Annotated in this window: 21 protein-coding genes and 1 pseudogene; 12 read left to right on the forward strand and 10 right to left on the reverse strand. The window is 53.4% G+C overall.

Annotation, left to right across the window (positions count from 1 at the left end; all coding sequences use genetic code 11):
- Positions 1 to 73: 73 nt before the first annotated feature.
- The gene (locus tag PDUR_RS11665; RefSeq protein ID WP_233277532.1) at positions 74 to 2,023 is read right to left on the reverse strand and encodes an NAD(+) synthase; all 1,950 of its coding nucleotides are present in this window, start codon (positions 2,021 to 2,023) and stop codon (positions 74 to 76) included.
- A gap of 77 nt (positions 2,024 to 2,100) precedes the next feature.
- Positions 2,101 to 2,976 carry a LysR family transcriptional regulator gene (locus tag PDUR_RS11670; RefSeq protein ID WP_042206419.1) on the reverse strand — a complete coding sequence of 292 codons (876 nt, stop codon included), beginning with the start codon at positions 2,974 to 2,976 and terminating at the stop codon, positions 2,101 to 2,103.
- 153 nt (positions 2,977 to 3,129) lie between these two features.
- On the opposite strand from PDUR_RS11670, the gene PDUR_RS11675 reads away from it, so the two are divergent.
- Entirely contained in the window at positions 3,130 to 4,932 is a 1,803-nt protein-coding gene (locus tag PDUR_RS11675; protein WP_042206420.1) for an ABC transporter ATP-binding protein, read from the forward strand.
- Positions 4,929 to 6,668, forward strand: a complete 1,740-nt coding sequence (locus tag PDUR_RS11680; RefSeq protein ID WP_042206421.1) for an ABC transporter ATP-binding protein — start codon at positions 4,929 to 4,931, stop codon at positions 6,666 to 6,668. The genes PDUR_RS11675 and PDUR_RS11680 overlap by 4 nt, the downstream gene beginning before the upstream one ends.
- Before the next feature lie 186 nt (positions 6,669 to 6,854).
- Here the strand turns inward: PDUR_RS11680 and PDUR_RS29820 are convergent.
- Positions 6,855 to 8,412, reverse strand: a pseudogene (locus PDUR_RS29820) (IS5 family transposase).
- A gap of 204 nt (positions 8,413 to 8,616) precedes the next feature.
- Between PDUR_RS29820 and PDUR_RS11695 the strand changes: the two are divergent.
- Both PDUR_RS11695 and PDUR_RS11700 read left to right on the forward strand, forming a co-directional pair.
- Positions 8,617 to 9,760 (forward strand): IS3 family transposase gene (locus PDUR_RS11695; protein WP_218918414.1). Its coding sequence is split into 2 segments (ribosomal slippage): positions 8,617 to 8,891 and positions 8,890 to 9,760, totalling 1,146 coding nucleotides; the frame shifts between segments, so codons are not numbered across the junction.
- A gap of 415 nt (positions 9,761 to 10,175) precedes the next feature.
- Positions 10,176 to 10,664 (forward strand): hypothetical protein, encoded by a 489-nt coding sequence (locus PDUR_RS11700; RefSeq protein ID WP_042206422.1) that lies wholly within the window; start codon positions 10,176 to 10,178, stop codon positions 10,662 to 10,664.
- 173 nt (positions 10,665 to 10,837) lie between these two features.
- Here the strand turns inward: PDUR_RS11700 and PDUR_RS11705 are convergent, their stop codons facing one another.
- On the reverse strand, positions 10,838 to 11,473 hold the full coding sequence (locus PDUR_RS11705; protein WP_042206424.1) for a nitroreductase family protein: 636 nt from the start codon (positions 11,471 to 11,473) through the stop codon (positions 10,838 to 10,840).
- A gap of 191 nt (positions 11,474 to 11,664) precedes the next feature.
- On the opposite strand from PDUR_RS11705, the gene PDUR_RS11710 reads away from it, so the two are divergent.
- From PDUR_RS11710 to map, 4 genes are all read left to right on the forward strand, one after another.
- Complete coding sequence (locus PDUR_RS11710; RefSeq protein ID WP_042206425.1) at positions 11,665 to 13,251, forward strand: peptide ABC transporter substrate-binding protein; 1,587 nt, start codon at positions 11,665 to 11,667, stop codon at positions 13,249 to 13,251.
- 16 nt (positions 13,252 to 13,267) lie between these two features.
- The gene (locus PDUR_RS11715; protein ID WP_042206426.1) at positions 13,268 to 13,894 is read left to right on the forward strand and encodes an SGNH/GDSL hydrolase family protein; all 627 of its coding nucleotides are present in this window, start codon (positions 13,268 to 13,270) and stop codon (positions 13,892 to 13,894) included.
- A 151-nt stretch (positions 13,895 to 14,045) separates the two neighbouring features.
- Positions 14,046 to 14,786, forward strand: a complete 741-nt coding sequence (locus PDUR_RS11720; protein WP_042206427.1) for a metallophosphoesterase family protein — start codon at positions 14,046 to 14,048, stop codon at positions 14,784 to 14,786.
- A 54-nt stretch (positions 14,787 to 14,840) separates the two neighbouring features.
- Positions 14,841 to 15,587, forward strand: a complete 747-nt coding sequence (map, locus tag PDUR_RS11725) for a type I methionyl aminopeptidase (protein ID WP_042206428.1) — start codon at positions 14,841 to 14,843, stop codon at positions 15,585 to 15,587.
- Positions 15,588 to 15,633: 46 nt separating this feature from the next.
- On the opposite strand, the gene PDUR_RS11730 is transcribed toward map, so the two are convergent.
- Positions 15,634 to 16,086, reverse strand: a complete 453-nt coding sequence (locus tag PDUR_RS11730; protein WP_042209293.1) for an aminoacyl-tRNA deacylase — start codon at positions 16,084 to 16,086, stop codon at positions 15,634 to 15,636.
- An 84-nt stretch (positions 16,087 to 16,170) separates the two neighbouring features.
- Between PDUR_RS11730 and PDUR_RS11735 the strand changes: the two genes are divergently transcribed.
- On the forward strand, positions 16,171 to 17,013 hold the full coding sequence (locus tag PDUR_RS11735; RefSeq protein WP_042206429.1) for a hypothetical protein: 843 nt from the start codon (positions 16,171 to 16,173) through the stop codon (positions 17,011 to 17,013).
- 38 nt (positions 17,014 to 17,051) lie between these two features.
- Positions 17,052 to 17,471, forward strand: a complete 420-nt coding sequence (locus PDUR_RS11740) for an Rrf2 family transcriptional regulator (protein ID WP_042206430.1) — start codon at positions 17,052 to 17,054, stop codon at positions 17,469 to 17,471.
- A gap of 181 nt (positions 17,472 to 17,652) precedes the next feature.
- On the opposite strand, the gene PDUR_RS11745 is transcribed toward PDUR_RS11740, so the two are convergent.
- Positions 17,653 to 18,408, reverse strand: coding sequence for an MBL fold metallo-hydrolase (locus tag PDUR_RS11745; protein ID WP_042206431.1), 756 nt, complete (start codon positions 18,406 to 18,408; stop codon positions 17,653 to 17,655).
- 264 nt (positions 18,409 to 18,672) lie between these two features.
- On the opposite strand from PDUR_RS11745, the gene PDUR_RS11750 reads away from it, so the two are divergent.
- A complete protein-coding gene (locus PDUR_RS11750) occupies positions 18,673 to 20,685 on the forward strand; it encodes a Na+/H+ antiporter (protein ID WP_042206432.1) in 2,013 nt (670 codons plus the stop codon).
- Positions 20,686 to 20,687: 2 nt separating this feature from the next.
- Positions 20,688 to 21,203, forward strand: coding sequence for a GNAT family N-acetyltransferase (locus PDUR_RS11755; RefSeq protein ID WP_042206433.1), 516 nt, complete (start codon positions 20,688 to 20,690; stop codon positions 21,201 to 21,203).
- 146 nt (positions 21,204 to 21,349) lie between these two features.
- On the opposite strand, the gene PDUR_RS11760 is transcribed toward PDUR_RS11755, so the two are convergent.
- The 4 genes from PDUR_RS11760 to PDUR_RS11775 all read right to left on the reverse strand — a co-directional run bounded on the left by PDUR_RS11760 (position 21,350) and on the right by PDUR_RS11775 (position 24,276).
- Positions 21,350 to 21,772 (reverse strand): threonine/serine exporter family protein, encoded by a 423-nt coding sequence (locus PDUR_RS11760; RefSeq protein ID WP_042206434.1) that lies wholly within the window; start codon positions 21,770 to 21,772, stop codon positions 21,350 to 21,352.
- Between the two features lie 23 nt (positions 21,773 to 21,795).
- Positions 21,796 to 22,557 carry a threonine/serine exporter family protein gene (locus tag PDUR_RS11765; protein WP_042206435.1) on the reverse strand — a complete coding sequence of 254 codons (762 nt, stop codon included), beginning with the start codon at positions 22,555 to 22,557 and terminating at the stop codon, positions 21,796 to 21,798.
- A gap of 82 nt (positions 22,558 to 22,639) precedes the next feature.
- Positions 22,640 to 23,908, reverse strand: coding sequence for a DNA polymerase IV (locus PDUR_RS11770; RefSeq protein ID WP_042206436.1), 1,269 nt, complete (start codon positions 23,906 to 23,908; stop codon positions 22,640 to 22,642).
- Entirely contained in the window at positions 23,905 to 24,276 is a 372-nt protein-coding gene (locus PDUR_RS11775; RefSeq protein WP_156130440.1) for a YhjD family protein, read from the reverse strand. The genes PDUR_RS11770 and PDUR_RS11775 overlap by 4 nt, the downstream gene beginning before the upstream one ends.
- Positions 24,277 to 24,386: the final 110 nt, after the last annotated feature.

A 24,386-nucleotide genomic window follows, 5' to 3' on the forward strand; every position in this document is an offset into this window, starting at 1 on the left:
GGCGGCCGTACCGCAGATATATCCACTTATTGGACAGCCCTCTCTTTTGCAAAAACGCTATCCTATACTGGTCTTACAATTCTTCCACTTCCCGCAGCCACAGCGAGGCGGAGGCGTCGCTTGGCATGCGCCAGTCTCCGCGCGGCGACAGGCTGACCGTGCCGACTTTCGGGCCGTCTGGCAGACAAGAGCGTTTGAACTGCTGGGTGAAGAAGCGGCTGTAGAACACGCGCATCCACTGTACCAACTGCTCTCTAGTGAAGCGATCACCGAATGCATGCTGCGCGAGATACAGAATTTTGGCGGGCGGAGCTCCCGTTCTTAGCATGTAGTACAGATAGAAATCATGCACATCGTATGGACCCAGAATGTCTTCCGTGAGCTGGGCGATCTCGCCATCCGGTGAAGGTGGCAGCAGCTCCGGACTGATTCCTGTGTCGATGATGTCGTACAGAAACTTGCTGGCGGTCTCGTCCGCTTCATGGTCGGCGTACCATTGGACAACATATTTGATCAGCGTCTTCGGAATCCCCGAATTGACGCCGTACATAGACATATGGTCGCCGTTATAGGTACACCAGCCGAGAGCAAGTTCGGACAGGTCGCCGGTCCCGATGACGATGCCGCCGTTCTTGTTGGCCAGATCCATCAGAATCTGCGTGCGCTCTCTGGCCTGAACATTCTCATAAGTCAGGTCGTGCACGTCCTTATCGTGACCGATGTCCGCAAAGTGCTGGAGGCAGGCGGCTTTGATGTCGACGACCATCATCGAAGCCCCCAGCGCCTTGATCAGGCCGACGGCGTTATCGTAGGTCCGGTTCGTCGTTCCGAACCCGGGCATTGTAACGGCAAGTACATCGCTGGCCGGACGGCCCAACAGCTCCATCGCCCTTACCGCGACAAGCAGCGCGAGCGTGGAATCAAGCCCGCCGGAAATGCCGATCACCGCCTGCTTGGTGCCGATGTGACGTATGCGCTTCATCAGGCCGGAGGTCTGTATCGACAGTATTTCCTGGCAGCGTTCGTTCCGCTTAAGCGGATTGCCCGGGACAAAGGGGTTCGCGGCCACTTCACGGGCCAGCTCCCGGGGATAATCGCTCTTGGGGACGGGATTCGCGAACGAAATCTCACGGTAATCACCGCCGCCCCGGCCGCCCCGGAAGGTCCCCATGGCCATGCGGGAATAATGGAGTCTCGGAATGTCGATATCGGCGATGGTGATCCGGCTCTCATGGGTGAACCGGTCGGATTCAGCCAGCATCTGTCCGTTCTCGGCGATGAGGGAGTGGCCGCCGAAGACGACATCCGTTGTCGATTCGCCGGTATTGCAGCCGGCATAGACGTATCCGGCCACGCAGGAAGCGGATTGCCCCGAGACAAGCTGCCGCCGATAATCCGCTTTGCCGACAAGTTCGTTGCTGGCGGACGGATTGAACAGCAGCACTGCTCCCGCCTGGGCCAGACGGCTGCTCGGCGGAATGGGAACCCACAGATCCTCGCAGATTTCCACGCCGAAGGCCAGATTGGAATTCTCGCCACAGACAAACATAAGATCGCTGCCGATCGGGATTGCGGCTCCGCCGATGCGCAGCTCCGTAGTTTCCAACTCTTCGGCTCCGGCAAACCAGCGGGGCTCGTAGAACTCACTATAACCGGGAATGCAGGTCTTGGGTACAATCCCGAGAATGCTTCCGCTCTGTATAACGGCGGCGCAATTATAGAGCCGGCCTCTGATGTCGATGGGCAGACCGGCAATGACAACCATGCTCAGGTCTGCAGTTTTGGCGGCGATTGCGAGCAGAGCCTCCAGGGCTGAATCAAGCAGCCGGCGCTGCATGAACAAATCCGCGCAGGTATAGCCGGTGATGCACAGCTCCGGCAGAACAAGGTATTCCACCCGCTGCTTGTCAGCTTGCTCAATCACTTCGATAATTTTATTGGCATTAAACGCACAGTCGGCTACCCGTAGTTCAGGGGAGGCGGCGGCGACTCTTGAGAAACCGAAATTCAGCAATGGGTTCACCTATCCTCTTTATATGAGTGTAATTTTCTTTGTCATAAATTTAGCACAATAAGGAATCGTGTCAATATTGGCTAGATTCAGCATTCTCCTTGACCAAAACTCTCAAAAAACTTGGTCGCCAAGGTAGACGCATATTTTCCTTTCATCATAATGGCGGCAATACGCGTGCGCAATGAATCGCTGTTGATTTCTTTGTAGAGCAGATTGCCGCTGCTCACAAGTCCAAAGGCGGATTTCGGGATAATACCGATCCCAAGGCCCGCGTTGGCCCACAGCAGCGTCGTCCGGGCATCATCGTTCATACAGAACAGCAGCGGCTCGAAGCCGTGCTCCAGGCAGGCATCGGTAATGAGCTGCTCGAACCGGCGGTAGATAATGAGAGGCTTGTCCTCCAGTTCGCCTAGATCAATCATGGCATGGCCGGGTTTAAAGTCAAGTTCCCGGGTCATGACGGCAATCATTGGTTCGGAATCGGTATAGCGGCATTCGAGATTGGCCGGATTGAACGGTGTGCGCACGATACCGAGCTCTACGATTCCTTTGCTTAAAAGGTCGATGATCTTGAATGTGTTGCCTTCATGAATCTCGAACTTGACTCCCTCATAGGTCCGGTGGAACTCGCACAGCCGATTCTGCAGCAGGGCGGAGCCCGAGGAGGAGACTGTTCCGATGGACAGCGTTCCAGTTAATCCTTTGACATAATCGCCGATTTCCCTTGTTGTCGCATCGGCCAAATCGAGAATTTGCTGCGCCCGGTTCCGCAAAATCACTCCCGCGTCGGTCAGATGAATGCTGCGCGGCCCCCGTTCGACCAGCTTGACGCCAAGCTCCTCTTCGAGCTGCTTTAACTGCTGGCTAAGCGGCGGCTGCGCCATTTGCAGCTTCTTCGCCGCCGAAGTAATCTGGCCTTCCTCGGCAATCGTCAAAAAATATTTGAGCTGTCTAATGTCCATTTTGAATCCCCGTCCCATGGAATATGACTATCGTATCGGAGGGATACGAAACCAATATTATTAATATGGATGCAGTTATGACATAATCATAACTGTTCATTTTATATTTGTGAAATATTTTACGTATTTCTTTGAATGGGTGTGACTGCTGCAATGAATAAGATTAGTGTATTTCTGAAGCCTTACCGGAAACAGCTGATTATCGGCCCAATTTTCAAGCTGCTGGAGGCGATTCTCGAACTGCTGCTGCCGACCATCGTCGCGCTGATGGTGAACAGAGGCATCGGATTGCATGACTCCGCTTATGTGTACCGGATGGGAGGACTGATGCTGCTGATGTCCATCCTTGGCTTCGCCTGCTCCATGGTATGCCAGTATTCGGCGTCCCGGGCGTCCCAGGGCTTCGGGACAAGGCTGCGGAATGCCATGTTCCGGCATATTTCTTCGCTCTCCTATGCGGAGCTTGACCGGTTCGGCACGCCTTCGCTTATCAACCGGATTACCAATGACGTGAATCAGCTGCAGCTGGCGGTTGCCATGCTGATCCGGCTTGTCATTCGTGCGCCGTTTATCGCTATTGGTGCGATCATCATGGCCATGATTCTCGATTTACGCTTGTCGCTTGTGCTGCTGGCGGCCGCGCCGGTCTTTGCTGTATTGCTGTATTGGATCATTTCGCGTTCATCGCCGCTGTACCGCAAGTACCAGCAGAAGCTGGATGGTATCGCCCAGGTACTGAGCGAGAATCTGTCCGGCATCCGGGTCATCCGCGCTTTCGCCAAGCGGCGCAAGGAAAGAGAACGCTTCGGCGCCGCTGCGGATGATGTGACGGCGACGGCTCTGCATGTCGGCCGGATTTCCGCTCTGCTCAGCCCTTTAACCTCTTTGGTGGTCAATGCGGCCATTCTTGCGATTCTATGGGTGGGAGGCATTCACATTGACGCGGGCCGGCTCTCGCAAGGGGAAATCATCGCTTTTATCAACTATGTCACCCAGATTTTGCTGGCGCTGATCGTCACCTCGAATTTGGTGATTATATTCACCAAGGCCAATTCGTCGCTGGCCAGAGTAAACGAAGTGCTGACGGTGTCCAGTTCAGTAACGGATCCGGAGCATCCGGTCATTTCTCCATTTGCGGAAACAGGAGATGCAGCCGCATCCTCTCCCATGAAAGTAGGGCGAACCGATGGTTCCGAGCCAGCCGCTCAGGTTCCCGCCATTGAGTTCGATCATGTTTCTTTCGGATACAGCAAGGCCGGAGAGCTTGCGCTGGACGATATTTCCGTGAAGATCTGGCGGGGCGAAACCGTGGGTCTGATCGGCGGCACAGGTTCGGGCAAATCGACGTTCGTCAATCTGATCCCCCGCTTCTATGACGCCTTCTCGGGCGAGGTTCGGGTGAACGGAGTGAACGTCGAGGATTATCCGCTTCTCCGGCTCAGAGAGTCCATCGGAATCGTCCCGCAGAAGGCGGTGCTCTTTACGGGCACGATCGCCGACAATATCCGCTGGGGGAAGACGGAGGCGACCGAAGACGAAATCCGCGCGGCGGCGGCTGTCGCGCAGGCGGAGGAGTTCATTTCCAAGCTGCCCGAGGGCCTGAGTACGGACGTTTCCCGCGGCGGATTGAACCTTTCCGGCGGGCAGAAGCAGCGGCTGACCATCGCGCGGGCGGTGGTCGGCCGTCCGGACATTCTGATTCTGGACGATTCCTCCAGCGCACTCGATTTCGCTACCGACGCGGCTCTGCGACGCGAGTTGAAAGAGACCCGAGCCGGAATGACGACGCTTGTCGTCTCTCAGCGGGTCGGCACCGTCCGGCAGGCCGACAGAATTATCGTGTTCGAAGACGGCCGGATTGCCGGGGTCGGCCGGCATGAGGAATTACTGTACAGCTGCGAGGTATACCGTGAAATCTGCAACTCCCAGCTGTCAAGCGAGGAGGCGGCTTTATGAACGGCAAGCAGGTTTGGAAAAGATTGATCATCTATACCGCGCAGTTTAGAAGCTCCACCATTTTGGCGGCGCTCTGCGCCATACTCAGCGTAGCGGCCAGCCTGATTGGTCCGCTGCTGATCGCCCGGGCGGTCGATTATATGGTGGGACCGGGGAAGGTGGATTTTGACGCGCTGCTGAGGCTCATCCTGGAATTGGCGATTGTATTTCTTGCCGGAGGCCTGTGCGGCTGGCTGCTGACCTATCTCACCAACCGGCTCGCCTACCGCACGGTAAACCGCATGCGGAACGACCTGTTCGACAAGCTGAACATCCTGCCGCTGAAATTCCATGACAACCACCCGCAGGGCGACCTGATCAGCCGATTCGTGAACGACATGGACGCCGTTTCGGACGGTCTGCTTCAAGGCTTTCAGACTTTGCTTACCGGGGCTGTTACGATTGTCGGCGCGATCGGACTTATGCTGTATATCAGCCCGCTCATGACCGTGGTCGTGCTGCTGTCGGCGCCCGCTTCGTACTATATGGCCCGGTTCATTACAACGCGTTCGCAGCAGCTCTTCCGCGATCAGGCCAAAATTCTCGGCAGCCTTAACGGTTATGTGGAAGAAGTGGTCGGCGGGCAAAAGATCGTTCAGGCTTTTCACTATGAGGACAAAACCTATGAACGGTTCGAGGGACTGAACGGGGAACTGTATCAGGCTGGCGTCAATGCACAGTTTTACGGATCTCTCTCCGGCCCGACGACCCGGCTGGTTAACAACATTACGTTTTCCGTTATCGCGATCATCGGCAGTATCGTCATTATCGCGGGCGGGTTGACCGTTGGGGATTTGTCCGGCTTTCTGATCTATTCCAATCTGTTCGCCAAGCCATTTAATGAAATAACCGGCGTCATTACGCAGCTTCAGTCGGCGACCGCCTCGGCGCAGCGTATCTTTGCGGTTCTGGATCTTGACCCTGAGCAGCCCGACGCTCCGGATGCGTTTGACCCTGAGCCGGGGCAGGGGACGGTTGTATTCGACAAGGTCAAATTTGCTTATCATCCCGAACGTCCCTTAATTACGGGGTTCAGCCTGGAGGTCAAACCGGGCACCCGGGTCGCCATTGTCGGACAGACGGGAGCAGGCAAGACGACGCTGGTTAACCTGCTGATGCGTTTTTATGATGCAGGCGGCGGCGCGATCCGAATCGGAGGCGTGGACATCAGGGATATGACGCGCGACAGCCTGCGCCGCAATTTCGGGATGGTGCTGCAGGATACGTGGCTGTTCGGCGGAACAATCCGGGACAATATCGCTTACGGCAAGCCGGAGGCGACTGATGAAGAAGTCATCGCCGCCGCCAAAGCTGTGAGCGCACACAGTTTCATCAAACGTCTTCCGGACGGCTACAATACCGTGATCAGCGGCTCAGGCGACAACCTGTCCCAGGGACAGAAGCAGCTGCTTACAATCGCGCGCGTGCTGCTTGCCGACCCGCCGATGCTCATTCTGGACGAGGCGACGAGCAGCATCGACACCCGGACCGAAATTCGCATCCAGCGAGCTTTCCTGAAAATGATGGACGGACGCACCAGCTTCGTCATCGCCCACCGGCTGTCCACGATCCGCGAGTCGGACCTGATTCTGTTCATGAAGGACGGCGATATTGTGGAAAGCGGAACCCATGAGCAGCTTCTCCGTCTGGGAGGCTATTACGCCCGGCTGTACAACAGCCAGTTTGCAGCGGTTTAGGCTGATAGTCAGCCCATTTTATGCACCTTTAAGCATCGAGGATTATATAATAAACCTGACCCCCAAAGATGTCTCTTTGCCCCGCCGGATGGCGGGGTTCTTTTTTGGTTATATAAGATGAACTTAAGATTTTCCCATCAGATATCAGTCGTAACTAGGGTTTGCTGAACAACATATCGGTTTTGGTTAACACCCGGTAAGTGGCCTATAGAAAACCCAGCCGAAAAAATGGACAAAAAGAGCCCGTAACCGGCGCTCCAAATTCATGACCATGAATGAAAGGGCGATTACTGTCAGGCTTCTTGCCGCGCCTTTCGCTCGAATCAAGCCTAACCCGTAGCGGCGTTTACCTTCTCCAAACTTGCCTTCGATCGCATTGCGTTCCGCTGCATCTTGCCGTTCTTGCTTACGGTGTGTCGCCTGGTTTTCTGCTGAAGGCCTGCCCAGTTTGGGGCCGCTGAGACGAATGCACACCCCTTTACAGTAGGCAAGGTTCTCTCGATTCCGGTAGATCTTGTCTGCCAGGATCACCGCCGGATACGCGCCAAAACGCTCTTTGTACGATTTCACCGCATCTTGCAGGGTGCCCGATTCGTTAAAGTTGTCCCATTGCATCGTTTCGATCCAGGCGTATCCGTTGGACAGACTGGCTGCTATCTTGGCTCCAAACTCGACGGACGCTCCGGCTTTTCCCCGGACAATCGGTCGGACATGCGGCTGTTCGATGCTTACGATTCGATGCTCCACCCGGTGCACTCCGCCATTCATCATTTCTTGTTGCTGCCGGTGCAGTTCGCGAATGACTAGCAAACGGCGATAGGTCATTTTGCTCAAAGTACTCAGCGAGGTTTGCTGGCTCAGGTTTTCAATGATTCGCAGATCCCGACCCACATAGCCGAGCTGCTTCTTGACCGCTTTGCGGATCGTTTTACCTTTGGGCTGGCGTTGTTTAGATACAAGCAGGTACGCTTTACGGGCTTGTCTGCGGTACGTGCACCGATCAGCGGCTGATGCAATGCGTCAATGATACCTTCCAGGATTTCACGAGCATGATTCAATAGCCCCAGATCTGTCGGATACTTGATGTCGGCAGGCGCACAGGTTGCATCCAGCATCAACGTGCCGCGATGGGTTTGTGCGTCGGGATTGGGAAGAAGACGAAAGAGGGACTTGGCCTTGCCCTTTTGTTGAGACTTTTCCGGCGTGGTATCCACTTCCAGAATCGTTAGGGTGTCGTCCATTTTCATGACCATTTGTCCACCCCCGGGTGATCATCGTCGTCATCACGTGTTTGTTCCTTGGCTTTAGCCGCTGCTTTTGCTGCTTCCTGCTCGGCCTTCAGCCCTTCTTTTATGATCCAGTCATTGATCTCGTGAAGGATGTCGGGACCCAACCGGTCGCGAAAGTGAGTCATCAAGGAATGATGGAAGGGCTCTTTGTCCACGTAACCGCCAAAACCCAGAAAATACTGCAAATAGGGGTTTTCCATGATCTGCAAAGTGGTTTCCCGGTCGGTTAAGCCTAGACGTTCCTTGATCAACAGGGAGCCCAAAGCCAAACGTACCGAATACGCCTTTTGCCCTTCGTCGGGTGCGCCGAACACCTTTACATATTTTTCTTCCGCTTGCTCCCAGGGAACGAGCTTGGCCAGCTTCACCCACCGATTGTTGGGGTTCAGTTTGCCGCCAAAGGGCAGGTAAAAATCTTTGAGAAGATCGTCGGTCGATTCTATCCGTTCAAACATGATAATTCACTCCATCTGCAAGGTTTTTTTGCATTTTTCGAGTATTTCCTTGCAGATGATTTCGACAAAAACGGCTTCTATTCCTTGTGGGAGTAAGAGTTTTTGTTTATTCAGCAAGCCCTAACTACGAGGAATGTTTGGACTTCCGGCCGCTGTTTATAATGCTACATAGAATCTAGACAGCAAAAAAGGAGATTCTTAGTTGTGCCAACATCAAGACGAACATTCACGCCGGAAGAAAAAGCACGAATTGTACTGGAGATTCTAAGAGAAGAAAAGTCCATTTCGCAGCTGGCTTCGGAAGAAGGAATCCATCCCAATGTGTTAAATCGCTGGAAGAATGAAGCGACTCAAAATCTGGCTCAGCTCTTTGTAGACGACCGGAAAGGGATCACGAAGATGAAAAAAGAATACGAGCAGCAGATCGAAGACCTCTACGCCGAAGTGGGTAAACTGACCACCCAATTGTCGTGGCTCAAAAAAAAATCTGGCCGATAATCTCAGCCGTGCCGAACGGTTGCTCCTCGTCGAGTATGGGAACGCTGAACTTTCCATTCAAACGCAGGCGGACTTGCTCAGCCTGAATCGTTCCAGCCTGTATTACAAGCCGGTCCCTCCCTCCCCGGAGGAAATTCGCCTCAAGCACCGGATTGACGAGCTTTACACCCGCCATTCGTTTATGGGTTACCGGACGATTGCGGCCATCATGAACCGGGAAGGGGATGCTATTCATCCCAACACCGTACGGCGGTATATGCGGGAAATGGGGATCATGGCGATCTTCCCCGGTCCTAACCTGAGTAAGCGAGACCTACAGCACCGGATCTACCCGTACCTGCTGCGTAAGCTGCCGATTACAGCGCCGGATCAGGTCTGGAGTGTCGATATTACCTATATCCGCATGAAACAGGGCTGGATGTATCTGTATGCCGTCATGGACTGGTATTCGCGCTTCATTGTGGACTGGCAACTGGATCAAAGTCTGGAAATTGACTTTGTCCTGGAAACCATGAAACGCGCCTTGGCCCGTCGTGTTCCGTCCATCGTGAACAGCGACCAGGGCAGCCACTTCACCAGTCCCAAGTACATTGATCTGCTCAAGGAAAAGGAGATTCGGATCAGCATGGACGGGAAGGGCCGAGCGACAGACAATATTGTCATTGAGCGCTTTTGGCGCAGCCTAAAGTACAACGAAATTTACATCAACGAGTATGGCAGTCCAAGAGAGACCCGGCAGGGTGTAGGAGGATATATCCATTTGCATAATCACTACCTGCCTCATCAGTCCCTGCAAAACCATACGCCGGCTGCTGTGTATAACCAGGAGGTCATGCTTTCATCCACATAGGAATAAGGTGAAGGGAACTTTGTTCCCCTCCCGCGCCTTCGCTTGGGCCTTGTCCTCCACCTACAACAGCTCTACTTTTCACTTTGCACTTTTTTTCACACCTTAAATATATTCAAATCTCTGTCTTGACATCTTGTAGCACCATAGTTGTCCCCCCCAGATTTCTTTATACTAATCGCTCTTCGCGGATGAAATCCGGAGACAGCCTATGCTTTCGAAGCGAGCTTTCCTACGGAAAGCTTTCGGGCGGTCGCTATTGCTCCTACAGTTCCAAACTTCCCCTTCGCTACTCCTTACCTTGATGTCATTTTCAAGTTCATCTTATATAATGGGTTTTTATGTAATTTAGTTCGTTTACCTATTCTTACCAATGGAATATACTGTCTTTACTCGATCAGATTAAGGGGGGGCTCATATGCGCATAGCGTTAAAAACAATCGGAGTCCTGTTTAGTTTAACTGCCGTAGCTTTGGCTATACAGGTGTTGATTAATCTCGGCTCTGAAACTCAGGTGAGAATGTCCTGGATGATGCTTGCCCTATGCGGTTCGTTATTTTTTAACGGGCTGGCGGCATATTTGAAGAACAAGAACAGGCAAGGGATATATTCGGTCGTGATTGCTTTGGTTCTTTTCATATTCGTTGTTATAATAGCACTTTTGAGTGGATGTCAAAGTCCTCCAAAAACAAAAGTTGTCCAAATATCAGCAGAACAAGCCAAATCCGTTGTCCAGCAGCATCATAAGAAAAACAGCAATTTTGGTGAAGCCGAAATAATTTCGATAAAACACATAGATAACGAGTACAAAGTAACATGGGAAAGAAAAAGTAATTGCGAGAGCGGAACAGATTATGTTAATGACAAAGATGGGACTATTACAAGAGGTGAGGTCTCTATCTGCTAAGCCAACCTCCGGTCAGAGTCTCTCGAAGATGCAGCCGAACCCCTCATTAGCGGTTGTTTTTCTTGCGATTAAAGAATTGTTCAGCTCCGCTGAGAATTCAAAGATTCACTTAATCATAAAAACCGCTCTCCGGCTTGTCGCACAAGCCATGAGAGCAGCTTTTTCATGCCAACTTACATAAAATCGACGAACTCGCCCACCGGCTTGCGGTAGCCGCGCGGTCTGATCTTGCGTTGGTTGTCCTTGCCGATGGTAATCAGCATCACGGGAACGAGATGGTCCGGCAGTCCAAGGATGTTCTTGACGGCCTCCGGATCGAATCCGATCATCGGGCAAGTATCCCAGCCCTTGTCTTTGGCGATCAGCATGAACTGCATGGCGGACAGTGAAGCGTTGCGGATCGCCTCGTCGCGCTGGAAAGCCTCTTTGCCTATGTATGCCTGATTGATCGCTTCGATCACCCCGTCATATTCCTCCTGCGACATCGCCCCCAGCATTTTGAGACCACCGTAAATTTCCGGCGCCTGCTTGTAGGCATGCATATCACCCAGAACGGCAATGACGGCAGAGGCGGTATGAATTTTGTATTGTCCGTAGGCGCTCTCGCGAATCTGTTCCTTAAGCTCCGGGTCCGCAATCACTTTATAACGGGCGTGCTGTAGATTGAAAGCTGAAGGAGCGAGTCTGGTGTGGGAGAAGATTTCTTCCAGCTCGCTCTGCGGAATTTTGACGCCCTCCACGAAATTCATGGCCGATCTGCGGGCTTGAACAACTTCTAAAAAAGGGTTAGCGGTTGCTTGTGTATCCATTAATACTGCCTCCATCCAATGATTAAAAATTAATTAATTTATTAAATAAATATACTTACTAATAGTTACTTAATAATATATCACGGCTTCAATCATCCGTCAATGATGCCATGAATTTTGGGATTGCCATTATTTCCAAATCGTAATAGAGTCTATTATTAGAGCGGTTACAACCGGAAAGGAGCTGTATAATGAAGAAAAAGATCATGATCCCCGCGGCGGTATGCTTTCTGGCCGTTTCGATTTGCCTGGCTTCTTTGGCCTGGGGCGCGCCGAGGGAGCAAATTTTCCGCTTTATTCTGTATAATAATCCGATTTCGCTGGACCCTGCTTTGTCGTACGACAGCACAAGCGACGAGGTGCTAAACGGGGTTTTTGAAGGGCTGGTGCGCACCGGCAGGAACGGCGGAATTGAACCGGCCATGGCGAAGTCGTGGACCGTGTCGCAGGACGGCAGGACGTACACGTTCAAGCTCAGAGGCGACGCGGCTTGGAGCAACAAGCAGAAGGTTAAAGCTTCGGATTTCGAATATGCGTGGAAAAGAGTGCTGAATCCCGTCACCTCGTCCCCCCAAGCCTATATGCTGTACTATCTTGCGGGCGGAGAGGCGTATCATAACGGGACGCTAAAAGACGCTTCGAAGGTCGGCGTTCAGGCCGTGAACGATACGACACTCAAAGTGACGCTGCGGAGCCGGACCCCCTACTTTTTGCAGTTGGCGGCTTCCCGGGCTTATCTGCCGGTCAATCCGTCCGTGGTGAAGAGCAATAAGAATTGGGCGCTGTCTGCCAAAAGCCTTGTCGGCAACGGTCCGTTCACTCTGACGAAATGGGTGCCTGACCAAGAAATCGTGCTGTCCAAGAACAAATTCTACCCCGAAGCGAAGAAGATTCATTTTGACCGGATCAAGATAGGTATCATGAACGATCCAGCTCAGGAGCTGGCCATGTACAAGCAGGGTCAACTGGACTGGTCGGGGCCGTCCGAGACGAACATCAATGTCTTCAAGCTGGATAAAGCAACAAAAAAGGACGTGCACACCTACAATCCCGCCAGTACATATTATTACGTGTTCAATGTAACCAAGCCTCCATTCGACAACGTAAACATCCGCCGTGCGCTGGGCATGGCGATTTCAAGAGAGATGCTGACCCATGGAACGCCGGCCTATGCTTTTGTTCCGCCGGGTATCCGGGGCGCCGGTAAGACGTTTAGGGAAGAAGCTTCCGGAGCGCCTTATTTTACAGAGGATACGGACAAGGCGCAGGAGCTGCTGAAAAAAGGCTTGCAAGAGGAAGGCTTGAGCACGTTCCCGGAAACGAAGCTTATTTTTAATGAGGGACATGAGTATATCTCATCTGCGGTTACTTCGATGTGGGCGGATAATCTGGGAATCGACGTATATGCCGAGGTTCAGCCCTGGGAGGAACTGCTGGATAACCGCATGACCTTGAACTTTGAGATCGCCAGAGCCGGCTGGACGGCGGATTATAACGATCCCGCTTCTTTTCTTGAACTGTACACTTCCTGGAGCACGGATAATGACAGCGGCTGGCATAACGCGGAGTATGATTCCTATATTCGCCAAGCCCAGCAGACGGGGGACGATGCAGTGCGTATGAAGCTGTACCATCAAGCCGAGCGTCTGCTGATCGATCAGATGGTCATCATCCCGGTTTACTATTATAAAGAATTCACTTTGCAAAAACCCTATGTGCACGGTGTTTATAAAGACTATTCAGGTGCTCTCGTTTACCGGGACGGGTATTTGAAATAAAGGAGGACTTCCGAAGATGCTTTTTAAAGAAAACGACGTGATTTTGTTCCAGGGAGACAGTATTACCGACGTTGGCCGCAACCGCTTCGACGCTTATTCGCTGGGAAACGGGTACCCCCTGATGGTGGCCGGCCGGCTTGGTCTGCTGTTTCCGGAGAAAAAGCTTACCTTCTACAACCGGGGCGTCGGCGGTGACCGGGCTGCCGATCTCGTGCGGCGCTGGGACAGGGACTGCCTCGCGCTGAAGCCGACGTGGGTATCCATTTATGTCGGTATCAACGAGAGCTGGTGCCGGTACGACAGCGGCGAGGAGACGACGCCGGAAGCGTTCGAAGCGCAGTACCGGAATCTGCTGGACCGCACACGGCAGACTTTGAACGCGAAGCTGATCCTGATCGAGCCGTTCGTCCTGCCGGTTCAGGGGCTGAACCGCGACTGGCGGGAAGATCTGGACCCGAAAATCGCGGTCGTGCGGAAGCTGGCCCGCGAGTACGGGGCGCTGCTGGTGCCGCTTGACGGCTTGTTCGCAGCCGCATCGATGACGGCCGACCCGGCCTATTGGGCGGAAGACGGCGTTCATCCCACCCCTGCGGGTCACGCGCTGATTACCGAGGCGTGGCTGAAAGCGGCCTGTGTGAACTGATTTATTGGCGGTTTCCCGCTTAAAAAGGATGCCTTTGGCTGCTTGGGCCAGGCATCCTTTTATTTTTCCAAGAGGCGGCGGAGTCCCTGATTTCTCCAGTTTCGGTTTTGCTGTTATAATATAGAGAACGCGTGTTTTGGGAGGGAATCCATTGACATACACTATAGCGGTAATATCCGACATACATAGCAACGCACCGGCGCTGGAGGCGGTTCTGCAGGACATTGACCGGGAGGGCGCCGACACAATCGTCAATCTGGGGGACAGTTTATTCGGTCCGGTAGATCCGCTTGGAACGGCAAGACTGCTTAGGCAGCGCGGCGATATCGTCAACATCATGGGGAACTGCGACGAGATTCTTTTGGAGAAGGACAGCGGCTCGCCGACGTACCGCCATGTTAAGCCGCTGCTTAACGCCGATACGGAAGCATGGATTGCAGACCATTTAGCCGTGTGGCGCTATGAGGACCTGCTGTTCTGTCACGGAACTCCTTTTGCCAATGGACAGTACTTGCTTGAAGAAGTAACCGAAACCGGCGTTCGTTATAAAAAAGCGGAAACGTTGCAGACGGAGCTGCACACTATACAGGAGCGCGGCATTTTCTGCGGACACAGCCATGTATATCATACCTTAACGCTGCCGGATGGCAAATGGCTTGTAAATCCGGGCAGCGTCGGCTTGCCCGCCTACGAGGATGATCTTCCTTTTCCCCATGTCATGGAATCGGGCACACCTTACGCAAGTTTCTGTATCGTACGCAGGAGGGAAGGAACAGGCTGGAACGTAGAGCATAAGCTGATCCCATACGATTGGAATACGGCAGCCGATATGGCGGAACGAAACGGCAGACTCGACTATGCAATTGCCATCCGCAGCGGGAGAGTGCGGTAATTCGCCGCTATATGGTCCGTTTGCCGATTTAATAAAGAGAGGAATGGAAATTTCATGACAAGTGATACAGAGCAAGATTTGGAAGGATTGAAGGCGGCAGGGAAGGTCGTCGGATTCACAATCGCTGAGATGAAAAAAAGCGTAAAGCCCGGCATGACGACGCTGGAGCTTGACAAAATAGGAGCGGAAATTCTGAAGCGTTTCGGGGCGAAATCGGCTCCGAGGGAAACGTATGATTTTCCGGGCGATACGTGCATCAGTCTGAACGAAGAAGTGGCGCACGGCATTCCGGGTCCAAAAGTGATTCGTGCCGGTGACCTCATCAACATCGATGTATCCGCCGAACTGAACGGTTATTACGGGGATGCCGCCGTATCATTTCAACTGCCTCCATACAACCAGAAGCTGCTGCGCCTATGCGCCAGCGCCGAAGAAACGATGATGAGCGTAATTTCCCATTTGCGCGCCGGAATGCGGGTCAACGAAATCGGCAGAGTGATGGAAGCGGAGGCCCGCAAACGCGGCTACAAAGTGGTGCGGAACCTGTGCAGCCACGGGATCGGCAGAACGCTGCACGATACGCCGCATGAAATTCTGCCCTATTACAACCCCCGCGAGACAACCGTTCTGAAACCAAACCAGGTCATAACGATTGAGCCGTTTCTGTCGACCGGCGCGCAATACGTCGAGCAGCAACCGGACGGCTGGACATTGACCGTACCTGATAACAGCCGGGTCGCGCAGTTCGAGCATACGATCATTGTAACCAAGGGACGACCCATCATCTTGACAGGCGCCTGAAATCTAATTTCGGACGCTCTCCGGAGGCTGTATAGGACATTCAGCTTTAATCCAGATAGGCGACGACCTCATTCAGTTGTTCCAACGCTTGCGGCGATATTTTCAGGGTAGATCCGGGCTCTCCCGTACCACCGTAAACAAAGGGATAGCGGAAGAGCTTCCGGTCTACAATGCAAGGCAGCGGAAGCATCAGCGATACACTGCCCACTTCCTGTCCGGTAAGCTGCAGAACCTGCTTGGGGCTAGCCATTTTTAGAGAATCATATCCCATAAGAGCCGCCGTTTCTTCCAGGTTGACGCGTCCGCGGTCGCCGGAAACAATCAGGGCGCAATACTCATTTCCGGCTCTCAGTACCAAGGCGGGCGCGGTCTGTCCAATTTCGATTCCCAAAAAGGCTGCACCTTCCTGCGCCGTTTTGATGGGGCCTTCATGCTTAATGATTTCGTACTTGACTCCTTTTTCCTGTAACACATGTTCCAATTGCTCTAATTGATTCATGAGTGCCTCCAAGTAATCTTTTTCCATATTATATATCATATCAAGAATGCAGGACATGCCAGTCTATCCTGCGGGGGAGGCGTAATGAGCGGACAAGCATGTAACGCATTGGCGGAACTGGAGCTGTGGATGAGCGGCAATGGTACGGATCGGAAACGGCTGGAGGACGAGTTGGCCGCGGATAGCCGTCTACCTGGGCCGAGAGCCAATCTTGAACTGGCGGAGAAGTTCGCTCGATATTTTGGAAGCGGGGATTTGGCTGATGGACTATGGGAGCTTCTTACCGATTGGGGAAATATTTCGGGCGAAATGGCGGACACGGGCAACCCCCGTGAATTTCTGCCCTTTTGCGCGATTCGGGCGATGGGCGAACATTACGGATATGCGGACGCTGAGCGGAGAGTGGTTATAGCGGACGCATTCAAGTGGGCAATGAACGATTCCCGCTGGAGAATGCGCGAGGCGGCAGCGATGGGACTGCAAAGCGTCGGCGAGCATGATTTCGCGCTGCTCCGCGATCTATTGGAACATTGGCATAATGGAGCGAATGAGCTGGAGCAGCGCGCTTTTGTCGCGGCCCTGGCCCACCCGCCGCTGCTGACGGCAAAGGACAATGCGCGGTATGCGCTCGGCCTGGCGGGTGAAATCATGGAAGGAATCGGAGCCCGGCCGGAGCGGAAGACGGAGTCTTTCCGTGTGCTGTCCAAAGGCCTCGAATACTCCTTAAGCGTCTTCGCGGCCGCCGAGCCGGAAGCAGGCTTTGCGCTGCTGGAGCGCTTCGCCCGCAACCCCGATCCCCGGGTTATCCGAATCGTAAAGGCTAATCTCGGAAAATCACGGCTGACCCGCAAATACGGGCCGCAGGTTCAGGCCATTCTCGCTATAGTTGACAATGACCACAAAGGTAACTATGATAGTTACAACTAATTGCCTCTTCATACTGGGCGGCAAAGGAGAGACATCCTATGAACATTAGCACCCGATTTGCGGTTGCCATCCATATCCTGGCCCTGCTTGAGATCGATAAAGAGAGCAAGAACACCTCCGAATGGATCGCTGGAAGTGTGGGTACGAACCCGGTAGTGATCCGCCGGATTACGAGCATGCTTGGCAAAGCGGGTCTCATCGAGGTTCGGCCGGGGGTCGCGGGCGCCAAGCTGGCCCGAGCCGCCGAAGAGATTACGCTGCTCGATATTTATTTGGCGGTCGACGCTGTCGGACAGGATTCCCTGTTCGCGGTTCACGATCATCCGAATCCCGCTTGTCCCGTCGGCCGGAATATCGCGGGAGCCATCATTCCGGTGTTTTCGCTCGCCCAGCTGGCGATGGAGGACGTTCTTGGCAAGGTGACGCTGGCGCAGATTGCCTCACAAATCCCGGTCTGACGGCAGGCGATCTCCAACATCACCGCGCCCCGGCCTGCTCGGCGGGAATCCGATTGCGGGCACGCACGGCCGGTATCGCACATATCCGGTATTTTCGATTGAATGACTTGGTCCCGCCGATTGACAGTGTTCTTTAAATGGAGCAAGCGTAAAGCGGGAAGCCGGGTCAAACAGCGAACCTTTAATGAAGCCCTTCCGCCAATTCGGCGATACGCCGGTTCGCATCCCCTCGGTACAGCCCGCCGTGGTAGCAGATGACCGTCTCGATTTCATAGCCGGCAAGCCTGCGCAGGCTTGACAGCGCGGTGGCCATATCCGGCGTCACCCGGGGATCGGGACCACGCAGTACGCCTTCTTTCACCGTCAGGCTGTCGCCGGCGATGAGAGTACGGCTGGCCGGATGATACAGGCAAATATGCCCCGGGCTATGGCCGGGGGTCTCGATGACCACTACGCCGCCTGCGACCGGCAGTTCCTGGCCGTCTTCGATCAAGGCGTCCACTTTGGCCTTGGGGGGATGGGCGAGAACGTGCAGGAAGGCCCGCCGCCATTCCTCCGGCACATGAGGCGGGAGCATGGCTTCGGCTGCGGCAATTGCTTCCGGCGTGTGCTTAAGCAGCATCCGCTCCCCTTCGATATAAGGCTGTTCAATTGGATGCGCCAGTACCTTGATCGTCCCGTGCGGCTCGCTGAGTATTGCCGGAAGCCCGCCAATATGGTCAATATCCTGGTGTGTAATAACTACGGTATCAAGTTTGGACCAAGCCACGCCCGTATGGGCGAAAGCTTCCTTAAACTTACCGAGCAGCCCGGGGTAGCCCGTGTCGACCAACACCGCATGATCTTCATCCCACAGCAGGACAGGATACAGGCTATCCGTTCCCCCCATCACTTCGGCTGTAATCTCCAGCAGCTCAATTCCTTGGGCGATTTGCATTGTACTCCTCCTAGACGGATAATTATTGCAGTGACTATCTTAGTCGAAGAAGAGATATTAATCAATATGTAAATATACTATTATAACATAAATAAATATTTTTGTCAAGTAACGATATAGTGCGTGTGCAGCTGCATATCGCTGTAATTCATAACTTATTGCCCTTTGATTTGCATTAACGGACTTTATCCGCTTTTTTCTGCTTCCGTATGAAGATTTACGATTATAATATAATGATGTGAAAATATATGGGGGGCTGGTTCTTTGGAGACATTTACCGCAGTGCTTGTCCTTCTCGGTCTTATCGGCATATCCAAAATTGTTAACCGGTTCATGCCCTTCGTTCCTGTACCGCTTATCCAGATCGGCTTCGGGGTTATTGCCGCCGCCTTTCCTTGGGGGATTCACTTGACGCTGGAACCAGAGCTGTTTTTTGTCTTGTTCATCGCCCCGCTTCTGTTCAATGATGGAAGAAGAACCCCGCGTGCCGAGCTTTGGAATCTGCGGGCTCCGATTCTGCTGCTGGCGCTTGGATTGGTGTTCGCAACGGTACTGGTGGCAGGCTATGCCATTCACTGGATGATTCCGTCAATACCTGTTGCGGCGGCGTTCGCGCTCGCGGCGATATTGTCGCCGACGGATGCAGTTGCTGTAAGCGCCATGGCTGGCCGGGTCCATCTGCCGAATCGCATCCACCGTGTGCTGGAAGGCGAGTCGCTGATGAATGACGCATCGGGCCTCGTTGCGTTTAAGTTTGCGGTTGCGGCGGCAGTCACCGGCGTATTCTCTCTGCCGCAAGCGATCGGCAGTTTTATTCTTATCGCCGCCGGTGGACTGCTTGCCGGAGCCGCGCTGTCCTTTCTGCTGATTCGCTTAAGCGTGTTTATCCGGCGGCTGGGGATGGAGGATGTCACAGTACATGTTCTGCTGCAGATTCTGACCCCGTTCCTGATCTACCTGGTCAGTGAAGAGCTGGGAGTGTCGGGCATCCTGGCCGTGGTGGCTGGCGGCGTCGTTCAGGCCATTGAAAAAGACCGGACCGATTCCCCCCAGTACAAACTCCAGCTCGTATCGGCAAGCATATGGTCGGTGCTGCTGTTCATTCTGAACGGCATGGTATTCCTCATTCTCGGTGTTTCGATTCCGGATGTGGTATCGGTAATATACCGGGATACGGCTGTCGATAACCTGACGGTGGTCCTATACGTGCTGGCGATCACGGCTTTGCTGATTGTACTGCGTTTCCTCTGGGTGTACTTGATCTGTATAGGGAGCTGGCAGTTTAAGAACGGAAGCAGGCCGTCGATGAGGTCGCGGGTGCTTACCTCGGTTTCGGGCGTACGCGGAGCGGTTACCCTGGCCGGCGCTTTCTCCATTCCGCTTGTGCTGGATGACGGCTCGCCGTTTCCGGAGCGCGATCTGATTATTTTTCTGGCTGCTGGCGTCATTCTGACTTCCCTGGTGGTTGCAAGCGTTCTGCTTCCGCTCATCGCCCGCAGAGAGGAAGACAGCCGGGAAGAATCAGAGCAGGCGGCAAGATCAAGAATTATGGAGGCCAGCATGGCGATACTCCGCGGGGCGATGGCAGAGGACAGCCGAGCCGCTGCCATTTCGGCTGCTCCAGGACTCCCGGATACGGTGCCGGCGCTGCCGGAAATACAGGATAACCGGCTTATCAACAATCCGGAGGAGGAATACGGCAAGCAGTGCGCGCTCAAAGCGCGGTTGACCGGACTGCAGGCCGAGCGGAGGGAGCTGAGCGGGCTTATCGCAGGCGGGTCCATTCCTTCTGAGGCGGGACAGACGATTATGGAGCTTCTGGATCATAAGGAAGCATTTCTGTCCAGAGGACTGGATTCACAGCTCAAACTGTCGCTTGGGAAGCTGGGCCGGCTGTTCTCCGGCATATTCTCGAAGCTTCCGCAAGGAGCCGGAGGTTCCGGCGTTCTCCCGGACGGATGCGTTCGGGATGCCCGGATCGGGATGTGCCGCGCCGCGATCGACGCCATCCAGGAGGGAATGAACGATGATAACCGGGACGGTTACGAACGCGTGGCTGCCCGCTACGGCTTGATGCTTGACCGCCTGGAGAACGGTCCGGCCGCCGTGAATGTGGCGGAGCAGGAAGGCCGGCAGCTCGAATGGAAGCTGGAAGCGATCCAGGAGCAGCGCGACGCGGTGCAGCGGATGTACGAGGACGGAACTTTGCGCCGCAGAGCGACCGCCCAATTGCGCTGGTTCGTGGATGAGCTGGAAATGTCGATTTGGGAGGATTAGAGATGAACCGCGAAGAGCTGTCTTTCGTCGAGATCGGAGAAGAGCATCTGGACGAGGCGACGGAGATTTATAACTACTATGTGCTCAATACAACCGTGTCGTTTCACACCGACCAACTGACGGTACAGGAGATGAAACGGAACATGCTGACCGGCGATCCCCGGTTTACATCCTACGCAGTCATGCTGGAAGGGGAGATGCAGGGATATGTCTTAATTACGAGGCACAAGAACAAGCAGGCTTATGACGTGACCGGTGAAATCAGCGTGTACCTGAAGCCGGAATGTACGGGCAAAAGATTGGGAAGGCCAGCACTGGCCTTTATCGAGCAGATAGCCGCTGAACACGGTTTTCATACGCTGGTAGCCACGGTATGCTCGGAGAATAACCCCAGCCGTTCCTTTTTCGAGAGCAGCGGTTATGAGCAGAGCGCCTACTATAAGGAAATTGGCCGTAAATTCGGCCGTTGGCTTGACATCGTCGTGTATCAAAAAAGAGTCGAAGGCATAACCGCCTGATATTTGCGAAAAGCGCCTCTCTACAACATGAACAAGGCCGTCCTGCCCTGGATCAGAATCCAGGGCAGGACGGCCTTGCTGTTTCAGAGCGGACGTCATCAGCACGGGCTCTTCTGCCTGGCGCTTAGCTTTCCACGATGAGAGCTTTAGCTTTTGCTGCGGCGGAACATCTGTCCCAGCACCTCGCTGAGCACAAGTCCCGTGGCGATGGCTCCCGAGAGAAGGAGAGCCTGAACGGCGGCCTGCAGCGCGTTCGTATAATCGTCTTCAACGAACCTGCGCATGGCATCATAGGCGAGGCCGCCCGGCACAAGCGGAATGATGCCGCCTACGCTGAAGATGATGACCGGAATTTTGAAGGACCTGGCAAAAATCTGGCTGACTACCCCAACGACGACCGTGGCGAAGAAGGTGGCCACGACGGATTTCCAATGGGGATCGAGCAGCAGGTATACCAACCAGCCCAGCATTCCGGAAATTCCGCATTGAAGCAGCGTGCGTCTGGGCGTATTAAACAGGATGCAGAACATGGCGGAGGCAATAAAGCTCGTAATAAGCTGCAGAATCATGATAGTTCTCCTCTGAAGTAAGACTACGAAACGAAGGACAGCACAAGTCCGATCCCGGTTCCGATGGCAAAAGCGGTCAGGAACGCCTCGGCTCCCTTGGACAGTCCCGATATAAGATGGCCGGCCATAAGGTCTCTGACGGCGTTCGTAATCAGCAGTCCCGGAACGAGCGGCATGACGGAGCCGATGATAATCTTATCCGTCTCCGCACCGATGCCGGCTTGAACGAACAGGAAGGACAGCAGCCCAATCAGAGCAGACGCCGTGAGCTCGGCAAAGAATTTAATCTGGACCAGCCTTTGTAAATAAACTACGGAAGCGTAGCCGAGCCCCGATACGAACAGCGCGGGCAGGGCGTCCCAGACGCTCCCCTTGAATATGATGGTGAAGCAGCCACCCGCCAGGGCCGCCGCCATAATCTGGATCCAGGCCGGATAAGCATGCGCCGCATCATCCACCAAGGCCAGCCGCTCGCGCGCCTGCGCCGACGTGATCTGCCGCTGGCTGAGGCAGCGCGAAATGTCGTTGACCTCCGCAACCTTTTGCAGATCGGTCGTGCGCTCCTCGATGCGGAACAGCTTGGGCTGTTCCGTCCGGCTGGTCGTAAACATGATGACGGTCGGCGTTACGTAGCTGTGCGCCCCCGGAAATCCGAGAGCAGCGGCCATGCGCGTCATCGTATCCTCCACGCGGTAAGTCTCCGCGCCGTTTTGGAGCATGATTTTTCCGGCCAGCAGGCATAAATCTATAATTTCATAGGTTGTCCCCGATTCGGCATTGTTCAAACCTTCGTAATCCTCCCCTTGAATGTTATATATTTGATTGTGCCTGCATCGGCCCAAAAGATCAAGCTTCAATTCAAATTCGTTATTTATAGTGCCCGCCGATTTTTTGCGACCTGTCCTTGGCTTGCCCTGCATCAGTAAGTGACGAGGCTCTTATAATCGCGTCGCTGCCGTATCGGTTTTTTATGCTGTCCGTAGCTTCATCCAGGGCTCTAAGCTTTACCTGATCCTCAAAGAGAGTGAGCTGATAATTCTGGTCGTCCACGAGCTGGCTTAATGTCACACCGACACGGCGGACGGGCATTTTATCCCAGTATTTATAAAATAACATTCTTACTGTTTTGATTACGGTATTCGTGTGGTTAGTAGGGTCCTGCATCTTCATTTGGCGCGAAAAGCCGGTCGGTGCTTCATAGGGGCTGCACATACAACTGACGCTTACAACAGAGCCCATATATCCTTTGCGGCGGCAGTCACGGCATACCTCCTCTGTGAGCTCCAGCAGAACCGTATCGACTTCCCACGGCTCGGTATAATCTCTCGGCAAAGTCATCATATGACCGACTGATTTGGGCGGTGTAACAAAGGTTCCGGGTTTAACCGGACTATCATCCAGACCGTTCGCCGTCCGCCACATCACCTCTGCATGAATATCCGATTGCTTGCCAAAGCGGGCGCGAAATTTATCTTTTAGAAGGGAGAGAGGCGTTCTGGCAATATCTCCGATTGTATTTATTCCAAGACGAGTAAAATGTGCGGTCATACGCGAACCGACGCCGAACATTTTATGAACCGGCTGCGGCCACAGAAGGGTTTCGATTTCGGACTTAGGCAAAGTAAAGATGCCACTTTCATTCTTCTTCGCCCAAATATCCGTTGCGATTTTAGCAAGGATTTTATTGGAGCTTATGCCGATCCTCACCCGCACTCCGGTTTGACTCAGAACCTTTTGCTGCATGGTCTTGGCAATCGTTATAGGATCTCCGAAGATGGGCTGACTTGCCGTGATATCCAGAAACTGCTCATCAATACTAAATATTTCAACAAGATCCGTAAACTCCTCATAAATCTTCGTAATCATCAGGGAGATATCAATATAATGCTGCATCCGGGGACGAATGACAACGAGATCGGGACATTTATGTAAAGCCTCTCCGAGACGCTCTGCCGTAGTGACTCCATATCCTTTTGCAATCGGGCAGGCCGCTAAAATGATTCCTGATCTGCGTTCAACAGAACCTGCTACAGCAACGGGTTTATCCTTACATTCCGGGTGATCGGCCTTTTCAACGCTTGCATAGAAGCTTTGGCAATCTGCCAGAAATATAATCCGTTCATGTTTCTCACTCAACCTAACCGCCTCCGCATATTCATCAGCATGGTCATCAGCTCTGCCTTAACCAGACTCCGCAGCATCGTGAAATGGTGGATATACCCGCGAACCTTATACTCGACATGAATACCCTGTGCATTCATTTCGGTGCTCAAAATCCGAATATCTTGTGTTCTCATTTTTCTCTTGGCATTCTGCAGCTCGGGATAAACCGCATGTTCAATTTCTTTCAGATACATAAGGATATGATTATAAATAATTTTATCCTTGTACTTCTTCAGCTCATTCATGTCTCTTGCCAGCATATCCAGCAAAATGGGCAGTAACGTGTACTCCTTGATGACTTGAAAATCCTCTTCTGTTTCAATTCTTGAATTCATATCCATAATTACACCACCATAAGGAGAACGCATATTCGTATTTCCTATTATATACCGAACATGAGTTCGTTATGCAAGAGGGAATTTTTGGATGGATGAGCACCCGGCGAAAAAAT

The organism is Paenibacillus durus, assembly GCF_000756615.1.
GTDB lineage: Bacteria > Bacillota > Bacilli > Paenibacillales > Paenibacillaceae > Paenibacillus_AQ > Paenibacillus_AQ durus.

Excerpts from the sequence above, each read along its gene's own strand:
- PDUR_RS11760 (WP_042206434.1), bottom strand. The coding sequence starts at position 21,772 with ATGATTCTGCAGCTTATTACGAGCTTTATTGCCTCCGCCATGTTCTGC.
- PDUR_RS11710 (WP_042206425.1), top strand. The coding sequence starts at position 11,665 with ATGAAGAAAAAGATCATGATCCCCGCGGCGGTATGCTTTCTGGCCGTT.
- PDUR_RS11715 (WP_042206426.1), top strand. The coding sequence starts at position 13,268 with ATGCTTTTTAAAGAAAACGACGTGATTTTGTTCCAGGGAGACAGTATT.
- PDUR_RS11745 (WP_042206431.1), bottom strand. The coding sequence starts at position 18,408 with ATGCAAATCGCCCAAGGAATTGAGCTGCTGGAGATTACAGCCGAAGTG.
- PDUR_RS11705 (WP_042206424.1), bottom strand. The coding sequence starts at position 11,473 with ATGGATACACAAGCAACCGCTAACCCTTTTTTAGAAGTTGTTCAAGCC.
- PDUR_RS11730 (WP_042209293.1), bottom strand. The coding sequence starts at position 16,086 with ATGAATCAATTAGAGCAATTGGAACATGTGTTACAGGAAAAAGGAGTC.
- PDUR_RS11680 (WP_042206421.1), top strand. The coding sequence starts at position 4,929 with ATGAACGGCAAGCAGGTTTGGAAAAGATTGATCATCTATACCGCGCAG.
- PDUR_RS11775 (WP_156130440.1), bottom strand. The coding sequence starts at position 24,276 with ATGGATATGAATTCAAGAATTGAAACAGAAGAGGATTTTCAAGTCATC.
- map (WP_042206428.1), top strand. The coding sequence starts at position 14,841 with ATGACAAGTGATACAGAGCAAGATTTGGAAGGATTGAAGGCGGCAGGG.
- PDUR_RS11755 (WP_042206433.1), top strand. The coding sequence starts at position 20,688 with ATGAACCGCGAAGAGCTGTCTTTCGTCGAGATCGGAGAAGAGCATCTG.
- PDUR_RS11675 (WP_042206420.1), top strand. The coding sequence starts at position 3,130 with ATGAATAAGATTAGTGTATTTCTGAAGCCTTACCGGAAACAGCTGATT.
- PDUR_RS11700 (WP_042206422.1), top strand. The coding sequence starts at position 10,176 with ATGCGCATAGCGTTAAAAACAATCGGAGTCCTGTTTAGTTTAACTGCC.
- PDUR_RS11735 (WP_042206429.1), top strand. The coding sequence starts at position 16,171 with ATGAGCGGACAAGCATGTAACGCATTGGCGGAACTGGAGCTGTGGATG.
- PDUR_RS11740 (WP_042206430.1), top strand. The coding sequence starts at position 17,052 with ATGAACATTAGCACCCGATTTGCGGTTGCCATCCATATCCTGGCCCTG.
- PDUR_RS11670 (WP_042206419.1), bottom strand. The coding sequence starts at position 2,976 with ATGGACATTAGACAGCTCAAATATTTTTTGACGATTGCCGAGGAAGGC.